This window comes from Echinicola soli, assembly GCF_006575665.1.
Classification (GTDB): domain Bacteria; phylum Bacteroidota; class Bacteroidia; order Cytophagales; family Cyclobacteriaceae; genus Echinicola; species Echinicola soli.
This window is the reverse complement of record NZ_CP041253.1, coordinates 3207893-3221394: the sequence shown is the minus strand read 5'-3', so window position 1 is coordinate 3221394 and position 13502 is coordinate 3207893. Positions and strand designations below refer to the sequence as shown.

The 13502-nt window shown below is 44.2% G+C and carries 8 protein-coding genes; all 8 read right to left on the bottom strand.

Annotated features, from left to right (window positions below):
- Positions 1-196: 196 nt before the first annotated feature.
- The 8 genes from FKX85_RS12835 to FKX85_RS12800 all read right to left on the bottom strand — a co-directional run bounded on the left by FKX85_RS12835 (position 197) and on the right by FKX85_RS12800 (position 13501).
- Positions 197-2173 (bottom strand): glycoside hydrolase family 53 protein, encoded by a 1977-nt coding sequence (locus tag FKX85_RS12835; protein WP_141615105.1) that lies wholly within the window; start codon positions 2171-2173, stop codon positions 197-199.
- Positions 2174-2310: 137 nt separating this feature from the next.
- On the bottom strand, positions 2311-3246 hold the full coding sequence (locus tag FKX85_RS12830) for a poly(ethylene terephthalate) hydrolase family protein (protein ID WP_229239617.1): 936 nt from the start codon (positions 3244-3246) through the stop codon (positions 2311-2313).
- A gap of 77 nt (positions 3247-3323) precedes the next feature.
- Positions 3324-4652: a serine hydrolase domain-containing protein gene (locus FKX85_RS12825; RefSeq protein WP_141615104.1), complete on the bottom strand. Its 1329-nt coding sequence runs from the start codon at positions 4650-4652 to the stop codon at positions 3324-3326.
- 812 nt (positions 4653-5464) lie between these two features.
- On the bottom strand, positions 5465-6478 hold the full coding sequence (locus FKX85_RS12820) for a bile acid:sodium symporter family protein (RefSeq protein ID WP_141615103.1): 1014 nt from the start codon (positions 6476-6478) through the stop codon (positions 5465-5467).
- A gap of 7 nt (positions 6479-6485) precedes the next feature.
- Positions 6486-9599 (bottom strand): efflux RND transporter permease subunit, encoded by a 3114-nt coding sequence (locus FKX85_RS12815; protein WP_141615102.1) that lies wholly within the window; start codon positions 9597-9599, stop codon positions 6486-6488.
- Positions 9600-9604: 5 nt separating this feature from the next.
- Positions 9605-10723 (bottom strand): efflux RND transporter periplasmic adaptor subunit, encoded by a 1119-nt coding sequence (locus FKX85_RS12810; protein WP_141615101.1) that lies wholly within the window; start codon positions 10721-10723, stop codon positions 9605-9607.
- A gap of 13 nt (positions 10724-10736) precedes the next feature.
- Positions 10737-12071, bottom strand: a complete 1335-nt coding sequence (locus FKX85_RS12805; protein WP_141615100.1) for a TolC family protein — start codon at positions 12069-12071, stop codon at positions 10737-10739.
- A 65-nt stretch (positions 12072-12136) separates the two neighbouring features.
- Positions 12137-13501 (bottom strand): sensor histidine kinase, encoded by a 1365-nt coding sequence (locus FKX85_RS12800; protein WP_141615099.1) that lies wholly within the window; start codon positions 13499-13501, stop codon positions 12137-12139.
- Position 13502 lies beyond the last annotated feature (1 nt).

Here is a 13502-nt window from a genome sequence, read left to right as displayed (position 1 = left end):
CGATCAATTTTTATTGCAATTATTTCATTCAAACCTCTACCCTTATATACCTTATAATCACCACATAAACCATCCAACAACAGTACATCACACACTAACTGAATCTCCTCTTATCCATCATCGCAGTAACGGCCAATTCTAAAACCAAAAAAAACGGCTCTGTTAAAGCCGTTTTTTTGGTTCTATCATAATTCTATCAGTGGTAATCCTCATAAAACGCTGGATAAATCTCAATATTTTCATTGGCTGCACCGCTTCTGTCAAAGAGGTCTCCCCAACCTGGTGAAGTGGCTTCCCAAATAAAGGTGCCGAGTCCCAGGCCATTGGGAAGGTTTTTCACGATCTCATTGACTTCCTTTTTGTATTCTTTGTACTCGACAACAACGATCGGCTTTTCGTACCGGTTGGCCAATTCGGTCAGGTTTGCTTCCATATTATCGAGCTCACCATGCCATTCTGGATAATACGACTGGCCGATGATATCAAAAACAACGTCCCTGTTGATGATCTTATCAAAAAACTTAATGGAATTCTTCAAATCATGGGCCTTGGCAATATGCACCATGACGTCGATATCAGGATCCACAGAACGTACCGCTGCACTGGCGCACCTTAGCAATACACAAAAAGATTCGGCTTGATCACCTTCTATTTTCCCTACTGGCCATAGCATTCCATTGTGGATTTCATTTCCGATTTGTACCATTTCTGGTGCCACATCTTCGTCAATAAATCGCTTTACGACCTCTTGGGTATAGTTGTAAATTCTTCTTTCCAATGCAGCACCTTCCAACTCCGCCCACGATGCTGGCATGAACTGTTTTCCTGGATCTGCCCACGTGTCGCTATAGTGAAAATCAAGCAGGAACTTCATCCCTGATGCTTTGACTCTTTTGGCCATTTCCAAGGTCTTTTCCAGCCCACAATACCCTTCCTTTGAATAACCATTTTCTGAAGTTGGGTCTACAAAAAGACGTAGCCTGATCCAATTGAACCGATGGTCTTTCAATATCTCCACTACTTCCTTTTCCTCACCCTGATCCGAATAACTTACCCCGCGTGATTCCATTTGAGGGACAAAGGAAATATCAGCACCGATAATTGGCCTTGCTGCCTTAACAGTTCTTATATGAGGCTGGTCTACCACAGGCTGGCGCTCTGGATCAGCATATTGCTCGTACATATTGTCATATACTGCAAATAGGTCATTGGCAGGTTTGCCTTCTTTATCAAAAAGAGCACGAAGAGGTTCCCAAGCCATGGTACCATATCCCAAACCATTAGGAACGGAGCGAACGATGTCATTGATGCGCTTCACATTGTCCAAGCTGGCACCATATTCACAGACAGCGATGGGCTTTTTATAGGCATTTGCCAGATCATACAGATTGGCCTTGAGGTCATTGTAGGTTCCATGCCACTGTTCATAATAGGAAAGCCCAATGATATCATAAACGGCACCATATTCCTTCATTTTATCCAGAAATTCATGGCACAATTTGTTCTGGCCACCTAGTGCCAGATGGACCATGATCTTGGAATTGGGAAGAACTTCCCGTACAGCTGTTTGACCGGACTTGTAGAGCTCCATCAGCGATTCCCAGTCTTGATCGGTAGCATCATCCATTACCTTCCCTTCCGGCCACACCATACCATGGTTGATCTCATTTCCTATCTGGATGACATCAGGGGCTACTCCTTCCTCTTTAAAGGTATTCAGCACCTTTAGGGTGTAGCGGTATAAACTGTCTTGCAGGACATCTCCTGAAGCTCCATTCCACGCGGAGGGTTTAAATTGTTTGTCAGGATCTGCCCAATAGTCACTGTAGTGAAAATCCAAGACGAATTCCATTCCTGCCTTTTTTATGCGTTTGGCCATTTTAAGTGTTTGCTCAAGGCCACAAAACCCTTCTTTAGAATACCCGTTTTCAGCTGTCGGATCTACGAATAAGCGCAAACGAACAGTATTGAAATGGTGCTTCGCCAATAGCGCAATGGCATCCTCTTTTTCTCCATCTTCATTCAAGTAGGTCGTTCCCTTTGCTTCCATTTGGGGCAAAAATGAAATGTCCGCCCCGATGCGGTAATCAATTTCCTTTTGACAGCTAAAACAGGAGACTGCCAAAACTATCACCGCGAATAAATTGAGCAGTGTTAAGTTATTTTGGTTCATATTGGATTGGTTATTGGTTATTGAGTAATTTTTCTCGCCTTCGATAGTCCACTGTCGGCGTTATTGCTTAAGTTATTTACTCCCTACTTCGTACCTCGTATCCAGTACTTCTTACTTCACCCTTCGGTTTTCCTACTTCATGGCATGTTCTTTTTTTGCACTTTCCATTTCATGGATCGGGAAAGAACGCTTGGATTGCCCTTGAAAAGCTTTCCGGCCTCCTGATCTCCTTTCAACTGCCATTGGTACCAAGCAGTGGCTACCCTGGCAAATTCCCCTCCGTGGGGCTGAGCATAGGTTCCTGCATGTCCCACATCCATATTTCCTACGAACACCGGTACATGGCCAATACGCTTGAAATCGTCCATACCATTATTATAGGCGATATCACTTTCGCCACCCAGCAAATACAAGGTTGGTGTATGAAGCTTGCTCAATTGATCTTTTCTAATCTGTGGCATGCCAGGCATTCCGTCACCGGGATTGGGCAATATACCACTGTTGCAGACCACAACGCTAGTCACTCTTGGATCAGGAGCAGCTTCCAAGGTCTGTAAACCACCGCAGGACATCCCGCTTACCGCAATATTGGCGGTATCTACTTTGGCAAAAAATCTACTGCCCCCATCACCATTTTGTCCGATGGCCCAATCAATGGCATCAATCAACTGGGAAGAATACGATTTACCTTTCTTTTTTTCTCCTTCTGCAGGCATTGGCCCAATGGCGACGACCAAAAAGCCATGAGAAGCCACTTCACTCAGAAAATTCACGTGCTCCCAAGGTGAGTTGGCACAGGCACCATTGCCCCAAGCGATGATGGGTAATTTATTCCCTTCACCAAAAGCACTTAAATCCTCTGGCCTAAACACCGTGTGGGTAGGCAAAGATGGATCCGCTTCCATGATGGCAGGATATTGGCCGGTCCCACCATCCTCGATGATCCTGGATTTTTGCTGTGCCATTACCGGATTGAAAAGCAGTAAATGACACAAAACGACAGCTAACAGCCAATAGGTGATACGTCTCCTGTTGTCGGAATTTGGTTGGGTATTTTTAAAAATTCTCATCATGATTTTGCTTTCTATAATTTGTTCACCTTCAATAGGGCTATATCAATGTTGCTTCTTTATGCCGTTCCAAAATTTATTTAGTCGAACAGCTCGTAGGCCTTTTCCAAAAACAATGGGTACAAGGGATCTGCTTTGTACATGTTCATATAAAACAAGGCTATTAGGTCATTTTCCGGATCTATAATATAGGCAGTCCCAAGCATTCCTCCCCAAGCAAATGCTGAGTTGGAAACTGCTGGAACAGGTTTTTTCTTATCATTATGGAGTTCGAAACCAAGGCCAAACTGAAATCCCTCACCTCCTGCATTTTCGGTTGGAAGCTGGTTTTTGGTAGTCATCAGCTCGATCGTTTCGGGCGCTAGAATCCGGTGGCCATTGAGTTCCCCTTTGTTCAACAGCATCTGACAAAATTTAGCATAATCCTCAATAGGCCCGTTCAGGCCAATGGCTCCTTCACAATAGGTCTGTTCACTGCTCACCGCCCCTTCCGCATATATCGTGGATCCGGACTCTAGCTTCCCGTCCACGTCGCTATAGGGTTTGACAAAGCGGGCCAGCCTATCCTTGGGGTAATACCAGTCTGTCTGATCCATTCCCAAAGGATCCAATATGGTCTCTTTCACATACTCCCGTAATGGTTTTCCAGCAATCCGCTCTACCATATATCCTAACATATTGGTACTGATATGATAGCTCCATTCCGACCCCGGATCAAAGCCCAACGGATACTTTGCCAATGCAAGCATCTCATCCTCTAGGAATTTAGACTGATAGTCTCCTCCAAAACTGTGCTGTCCATTTGGCACATGATCGATACTCCTTCCTCCAAAACCGGGAGGGGTTCCTCCTTTCTGGCCTTCACTTCGGCGGATTTCCCTCACCAGTCCGGCGTTTAAACCTGATGAATGGGACATCAGGTGGGCAAATGTCATAGGGCTTTTTACTGGTCTGGTTTCATAGGTTCCGTCTTCATGCACTTTGGTGACCACTTCGTTGGGGATTTCCGGAAAATACTTGGATACAGGATCATCTACGTGGACCAAGCCTTTTTCTACCAAGGTCATAAAAGCTACCGTGGTGATAGCTTTGGTTTGTGAAAACAGCACATAGTAATCATCGATGGTGGCGGGGACTTGATGTTCGATATCCTTCATTCCAAAAGCCCTTCTATAAACCACATCCCCACCCTTTGCTACATATGCAGCCACACAGTTCAGGTTTTTTTGTGCTACAAAGGCCATTAACAAGCTGTCAACCCGCTCAACCTGCGCTGGATCTACCCCCATTGTAGACAAATCAGGAGTTTGGTTAAAATGCTCGGGAAAGACTGTTTGTTGTGCACTCGACCAAATACTATTGGATATGGCCAACATACATAACATTAAAATTTTACAAGTATGTTTCATGGTGGTTTGGGTTGTTAACTGAGTAAAATAAAATATGGTTAATTGATCTTGACTTAGTTGGCATACAAGTATTTTCGACCATAATTAGTGGTTTTAGGTAATGGAAACGATACAATTTACATAAAAAAGTGTGTTTTTCACATTTATCAGGTAAAGGTAAAAAGTGGGGCCAAGTGCAGTCATTTTAGGGGTGCCCTGGTGATGCTGATTGGGTAGATTTAGCAGTTTCGTATTACTGCCACCAAGGCTTAAAGACCCAAAAGAGATTTATTCTCTATGTGACCAGCACTTTACTCTTTCCAAATTAACAATGCAGCGATGAGTATTCTTGACCAATCCATCTTTTGTACGGTAATATTTTTCAGGGATGTGAAATGCTCTCTTTATATTATAGAGACTTGAGATTGGAAGATTCCATCGATATAATTGATTTTTTTATCTCGGAGTGCTGTATTTTTCTTCTTATTATGATGTAAACTAATCCTGTGCAGGTATTTTTCAGTAAAAAAATTACTGGCGTCCAACAAAATTTCAAATATGATCAAAAACTGTCTTTAAATAGAAATTGGAGGGTTTTTATTCCAATCCCTAAAATACCCCCCATCCCCTAAAGGGGAGCTTTAGGGGGTTTAGGAGTGAAAACAGTTGAGTTTTTCAATTTGACGATTGTTTTCTCAGACCCCAGTAAAAAATATGAACAAATATAACCTGTTCCAATGGCTGGATATTATCCTGAACCATTAAAAAACCAGTAAGGGTTGTGTTCCGTACTGGTTTTACATAACGTAATCAACTGAGTTTTTCAGCAGCCCCTAATTTATCCCCTTTTGGGTATATCCCCCGCGCTCTTGGAAGTACCCTGCCAGTGCACTCCCCATTAGCAACTGAAGAGCATGGTAAACCATCACAGGCAGCAATACGGCTCCCAGAACGGCTGGATCTGGGAAGAGTACACTACCAATGATAGCACCATGTACCAATGACTTTTTTGATCCACAGAAGATTAGTGTGATCCTATCCTGCATGGGCATGTCCCACTTACTCGCCAACAGGTTCATGACCAAGACCACCAATACAAACAATGTAGCCATACTCACTCCCAACATCCCCAGGTAACTATTGGACATTCCTTCAAACATATGGTCAAAAAAAGCATTGGCAAAAGAAGTGAACACAATCATCAAAATCACTCCCTGATCAAATCGCTTTAGCGGTTCTGCAAATTTCCCAGCCCATTTCTTTAATTTGGCATGTAACAAAAGTCCCAATATAAAAGGTAATAATATCTGTATGGACAATTTGGTAATGGTGGGCATAAAGTCAAAAAGGACTCCACTTCCTCCATTGTCCATAAATAAATTCATCCATAATGGAGTGATAAATATCCCCAATAAACTCGAAAAGCTGGCATTGAATATGGCTGCCGGCACATTTCCCCTTGCTATATTTACCATGACCACCGAGGAGGACACGGTGGAAGGCAATGCTGCAAGGAACATCACCCCCAACCCTATCTCTCCTCCTGGCTTCCCTGCGAAAACAAACAACAACCAAACGAGTATGGGGAAGACCAGAAAAGTGGTCAATTGTACAACAGTATGCAATCTCCAGTTGCCTACCGCCACCTTTAATTGGTGCGGATCAAGCTTTATACCATAGAAGAAAAAGATCAGGGCATTTCCAATGATGATCAGTTCGTTCCAGGGCATGCCACTGTGATCGGCGCCAATTGCCGGACTTAAATAGGCCAACAGAATTACCAAAATCAGGGTCATAAAAAAACCGTTTAACCCTACTTTTCTCAATCGTCCAAGCACACTGTTCATGATTTTATCAATTACGTCTATTTTGGCGATTAAATTGGGCGTCTTTCCTGTAGGCCAAGTAATATACTTGCGGAAGAACGGTCAGGGAAAGCAGCATGCATACAATCAGTCCTCCCACAATCATGATGGCCAGGGGTTTTTGTACTTCCGATCCCATTCCGGTAGAAAGTGCTGCAGGCAACAGTCCCATGGCTCCCATCAAAGCAATCATCAAAATAGGCCTGATCCTGGAATAGACTCCATTTGATATGGCCTTTTTCAAAGAAACACGTTCCATGAGTTGTTGTTTGATATTCCCAATGAGGACGATCCCATCAATAGTCGCCACTCCAAACAAAATGATAAAACCAATACCAGCCGAAATCCCAAAAGTAGTCCCGGTCAACCAAAGTGACAGGTATCCTCCAATAAAGGCAAATGGGATGGTCAAGAAGGAAATCAGTGTATCCTTGATATTTCCTTGAAAATTCATGTACAGTAAGAACATGATCAAAAGGATGGATACAGGGACAATCATGGCCAACTGCTTGGTCGCGCGTTCCTTGCTTTCAAATTCCCCCGCCCATACCGTAGTAAGATGATCCGGAAAATCCACGGAGTCGGCTACCTTTTGCTTGGCTTCATCAATGGTACTGCCTAGATCCCTGCCCTCTATACTGAATCCTATGCCAATGTACCTGCTATTGTCCTCACGATAGATAAATGCCGGTCCGGTATGAAAGTCCACGGTGGCAATTTCCTTGAGCGGAACCTTGCCCCCATCCATTGCTGGGATCAGGATTTCCTTTATCTTTTCCTCATTGTCCCGGTAATTCTCCTCATATCGCAGCCGAACATCAAAGATCCGCTCCCCTTCATAAAAATTGGTAGCAGCCTGTCCTCCGATTGCCATGGCCACCACCGCCTGGGCATCTGCCACATTGACCCCATACCTGGCCATTTTATGGTCATGGAGTTGGATCCTCAATTCGGGCAGCCCGATATTCTTATAGACATTCAGGTCCTCAATCCCCTCTACATTCTCCAGGGATTTGGCCACTTGATGGGCATAATCTTCCAGCTCAAACAGGTCATGACCAAAGATCTTGACGACCAATGAGCTTTTCACCCCAGCTACATATTCCTCGACATTGTCCTGAATCGGCTGGCTAAAGCCCAATACCACTCCTGGATATTCAGTAAGCTTACCACGAATTTCACTGATCAGCTGTTCCTTGGAAACTTTCCTTTCCCAATCATCTTCTGGATATAACTGGATATGGAATTCTATATTGAAAAATCCCGTGGGATCGGTACCATCGTTAGGTCTGCCCGTCTGGGTAAGCACAAACTTCACCTCATCAAACTCCCTGACCTTTTCCTTCATTTCTTTGGTAAGCCGTACCGATTCGGTGAGGCTCACACTATTGGGCAGCGTAGCCCTGGCATATATGGCCCCTTCGTTTAATTTTGGGAGGAATTCCGATCCATGCATGGAAAATCCGATAGCACTCGCCACCAGTAAGCCTATAAAAGCCGTAACGGTTGCCCATTTGTTTTTCGAACTCCATTCATATAACCGGTATAGCCCGTCTCGGCAAGCCCTGGTTATCTTGTTATCTTTCTCCACAATATCCTTGGTCAGCATCACCTTACACATGGCAGGTACGTAGGTAAGGCTCAGGATCAATGATCCCAATAATGCAAACCCCAACGTATAGGCAAGTGGAGTAAACATTTTTCCTTCTACCTTTTGAAAGGAGAAAATAGGCATCAATGCCACGATCAAAATGATCAGGGCAAAGAAGATATACGATGCCACACTGCCCGCACTCCTTTTGATGATCCCTGATTTGGAGATTTTATTGAACCTGTCCATACCAAGTTGATGGGCTTTCCGCTCCAAACTGACAAACACGGTTTCGGAAATCACCAAAGTCCCCTCCAACAACAATCCAAAATCAAGGGATCCCATGGATATCAAATTGGCAGGCATTCCAAGGATCCTTAGCATGATAATCGCAAATAGAAAAGCCAAAGGAATGACACTTGCTACAATGACCGTCATCCGCCAATTGTTTAGGAAAATGAATACCACCAAGGACACCAGAACAATTCCCTCCACTAGGTTTTTGGTTACGGTGTTTACCGTGACATCCACTAGTTCGGTACGGTCCACAAAGGGCTCTATTTTTACATCCTTGGGAAGGATCCTGGAATTTAATTCCGTGATTCTTTCCTTTAACCTTCCGATCACCTCATTGGGGTTTTCTCCTCTGAGCATGATCACAATCCCCTGTACCAAATCATCCTCATCCTGCAGGCCTACCTGGCCAAGTCGGGGTTTTGCCGATATTTCTACTGTGGCGACATGTTTGACCAGTACCGGTGTACCCTCATTTTCCTCAATGATGATATTGCCGATATCCTCAATATGATCCAAAAGGCCGATTCCTCTTACCACATAGGCTTGGTCACCGCGTTCCACCACGTCACCTCCCACGTTGACATTACTATTGCCTACTGCCTCAAAGACATCCAAAGGAGAAAGGTCGTAATTGGCCAGTTCGGTAGGATTGATCTTGATTTCATAGATTTTTTCTTCCCCACCGAAACTTACAATATCAGCGATTCCCGGCACGGCAAGTAGTTCTCTTTCTACCACCCAGTCATGGATGGCCGTTATATCCTTAATGGGCCGATTGCTTCGCAATACATAACGGTAGATTTCACCTGTTGCCCCGGATGGAGGCTCTATTTCAGCGTCCGCCCCGTCAGGAAGATCCACTCCTTGTAGTTTATTGGCAACATATTGCTGGGCATAAAAGTCATCGGCATCATCAAACCCTATGGTGACCACAGAAAGTCCAAACAAGGAAATGGACCTGACCGAAGTCTTTTTAGGCACCGTATTCATCACCTTGGATATAGGAAGGGTAATGAACTTCTCCACTTCTTCTGCACTTCTTCCTGGCCATTGGGTAATGATGCGTGCACGTGTATTGGTAACGTCAGGAAATGCCTCAATGGGCGTTTTGGTGTAGGCCACAATCCCTCCAACCACCAATAGGAGGATGGCAAAGAAAACCAACACGGTATTTCTCAAGGAAAAGGCTACTATTTCTTGGACCAGTTTATGCATATCGGTTAATGGTTTGGCTGGTTTTTCAATTGTTCGTAGATCAATAATTGGTTGGAGGCAATCACCTGCTCACCTTCCGCAATGCCGTTTTGTACATAGGCGACTCCATCATTGATCATCACCAGGTCAATATTCCTTAACTGAAGGTCACAATCGTCCTTCCTTATGATGGCATGATAAGCATTGTTGTCAAAAACAAGGACATTGGAAGGAATGCTGATCGCTTTTTGGCTCCGCTCATTGGCTACAGTTACATCCACCACCATTCCGGGTTTCAACAAATGGTCTTTGTTCTCGAGTACCACCCTCCCTTTTAGCACTTTCTCCTGACTTTCAAAGACTTCGGAAAGGTGGTTGATCTGCCCAGAGAAATCCAATTCCGGATAGGACAATGAAGAAATCGTCACCTCCATTCCCTGCTTGATCTGGGCCAAATTGCCTGCATAAATATTGAGCATTGCCCATACCGAATCCAGGTTGGCCAACGTAAACAGCGGAGTATCGTCAGCTACGATTTGCATACCTGCCGTAACATTTTTGGAAGTAACCACGCCAGCAGCAGGGGCAAAGACCTGAAAAACACCCCTTTCGGAGCTGGCTCGGTAAAGAGATAGATTAGCATTGACTTTTTCCAACTCGGCCTCCAGAGATTTTTGTTGACTTTCGGCTTCCAGCAAGTCCCTTTCAGAAGCCAATTTATCCTCAAACATGGACTCCATGGCTTTCAATTGTCGCTGCGCTACCAGGATTTCTCCCTCAAGACGCTTCTTGTCTGCTCGCAGTGAGCTCAGTTCAGGGCTGACTATATCCAATAACAGCTGTCCTGAAGAAACCGGATCCCCTAAAGAAAAATAGGTTTTGGTAACCACTCCACTGACCAAGCTGGTAAAGTGGATGACATGGTCGGGATTGGTTTCAATCTTTCCGGTAAGGGGCAAGGATTCCTTAATGGCCGTCTGCTGCGCCTTTACAAGCGTCATCCCTTCCTTGAGGCTTCCTTCCAGGCAGAACCTGCTGCTTTCCACAGCAGGTTGTCTTTTCCCCTCAGGGCTACAGGAGACCAGCATGGGCAGAAGCACAAGGACCAAAAGGTGACTGTAATTTACTTTTCCCAATGTTTTCATCTTAGTTATTTGTTTAAATTTCTCCGTGGATGGTTGAATGCAATGTTTCCAATTTATCCCTGATGGACCTTTTGGTATCGAGCAGGATTTCCTTGTTTTCCAGATAGGCCTCCAAAAAATCCAAATAGGCCAGCAAGCTGATGTTACGATCACTAAAATTCCGTGTATAATTTTCCAACAATCCATCAAGTTCAGCATCATACTGATGATCTATATCCCGATAGAATTCAATTTCCTTCATCAGGGAAAAGTAGGCCGTCCGTACTTCGCCCAACACCGAAGATTGTTTATACTGTGCCTTCAGTTGCGCCTGTTGCTGGCTGATTTGAGCACGTTTGATATTTCCTTGATTACGGTCAAAAAACGGAAGGTCGATGCTGGCCCCAAATCCAATAAAATTCAACATGAAGTTACCTCCCCTATCATAGCCTACCTTCAAGGCCACATCGGGAATGCGCTGGGCTTTCTCGTAGTCTACCATATTACTTTGATATTTCTCCTCCAACATGGCCACCTTAAGGTCAGGCCTGTTTTTAAAGGCCTCGTTTTCCAGCTGGCCCAGGCTGATTGTGGAAATTTTTTCCAGTTCCGGAAAATCATCACTTACTTCTAATCTGAGCACTGTCCCACGGGGCAGGTTCATGAGAAGTGCCAGCTCATGCTCCAGGGATATGAGTTCTTCCTCTATTTCGAAAAGTTCCTTTTTCAATTCCAGCTGTGCAGCCATTAACCGGACATATTCTGCCTTTCCGGTATTGCCCAGCTCCACCTGCTTGCCCATGGCATTTTTTAGCTGAGAAAGGGATGCAAATTGGCTGGCTAATAAGGTCTTATTATTTTCCAGGTATTCCAGTTGGTTGAGCAGCTCCCTAAAAGACAATTTGAGTTCTCTTAAAAAATCCTTGAAGTAGGCTTCCGATTGCTCGACAGCGACTTCTTCAATCGCTATGAGTTTTTTTCGCTTCCCAGCTGTCTGCACCAGTTGTTCAAGGGCCATGGAGACCTGAAGATTCCTTCCAAAGTTCCCCGCTATTGGAGGTAATTCCTCCCCGAAGTATCCCAGTTGGGAAGGTGTGGACCAAAGGTTTACCTCATCGATTTCAAGGCTGGGGTTTGGCCATAACTTGGCCTGCCATTTTTCAGCCATGGCCTTGTCAATCTCAAGTTCTTCCGCCACTATCCTAACACTGTTTTGGAGCAGGTAAGCTTCACAAGAGCTCCTGTCCAGCCTCAGTGTATCGCTTTGGTAGCTGTTGTCTTGGAGCGATTGGCCCAAGCTGTCCAATGGGCCAATCGCTATCAACAAGGATAGGGATAATAGGTAATATAGGTGTTTCTTTTGCATCATTGCCAATCTTTATAATGGCAAATGACATCAAAACCACCTTAAAATAACCTTAATGAAAATAAAGATTACCTTAAAGGCAACAACATCGTAAACTTGTTTACATCCTTATCCGGGGTGGTGTAAACAATATCCCCGTCATATACCTCCATGATTTTTTTGACCAACGCAAGTCCAAGGCCATTGCCCAATATGCCCTTGCTGTTATGTCCCCTGAAATAGGGTTTGAACATTGATTTGACTTCCTTTTTGGAAAGGGTTTCTCCTCTATTGGTGAATTGGATGCACAATTGTTCACTTTTTGTCTTTATCAGCACATTGGCCATGCCACTATGCCCGTATCTAATGCAATTGGTAAGTAGGTTTGATAACGCAGCCCTTAGCAGTGATTCACTTCCCAAGAACAATAACTTCTTTGGATCCTCTATCCCACTTCCAAAGTCTACTGAAAACATAAAGTCGGGGTAAATGGCCGAAAGTTCATCACAAAGATCAAATATCAGTTCATCGACCCTAAGTTCTTTCTCCTCGAGACCTGTTCCCGTATCCTTTTTGGAAATTTCCAGCAGGACATTGATCACTTCTGAAATCCCCATGGTCATGTGTTTCTGTTTGACCAACAGGTCCCGCAGTTCTTTGTTGTCTTCCATCCTTTCCATTTTCTCAAAATTGGACACCAGTACGGCCAGCGGGGTCTTGAGTTCATGGGAAATATGGTGGGTAGCATTTTTCTGGAACATAAAGGCCAGGTCAATTCTGTCCAGGAGTTCATTGAACTTATTGACCAAGGCGTCCACCTCACTGGATTTACCATTCAAATCCAGCCGAAACCGTTTTGCTCCTATCTTGTATTGCTGTATGGCCAGCGCCACATGTCGGATGGGGGCTGCGATATGCTTAGAAAGGAAAAAAGTAACGACAAGCAATAATACGGAAATTGCCAAGAACGTCCCGATCAGGATATTCCTTAAAAAATACAATTTAGTATAACCGAATTCATCAAAGGATTTGTAAATCCCATAATACGCATTTCCGCCAGATTCAAGATATAGGCCTACCACATCGTAATCGCCTTCTGTAAGCCCTATCTCCCTGCTATTTGGAGATAGCCTTCCAAGGATTTTCTCCAGTGATATCACCTGCGTATCGTCAAGTGAACGGTAGACCAGTTCTTTTTTAGCATCAAAAATCAAGAGCTTTTCGTTGAGCATCGAATCTATCACCGTCCTGTTAAAGCTCTTGAGCATTTCAGAATCCATCTCGGAAAAAGCGGAAAGGTAGGTCAAGGTGGACGTTATTTTTTCTTTTTGCCTTTGACGGAACTCCTCTTTTCGGTAGCCTTTAAAAACCAGGTAAACCGTTAATAGACAAATGCCCAACAGCGGGATAATGCTGATGGAAAAGTACCGTAATATCTTATTTCGTATGGTCATA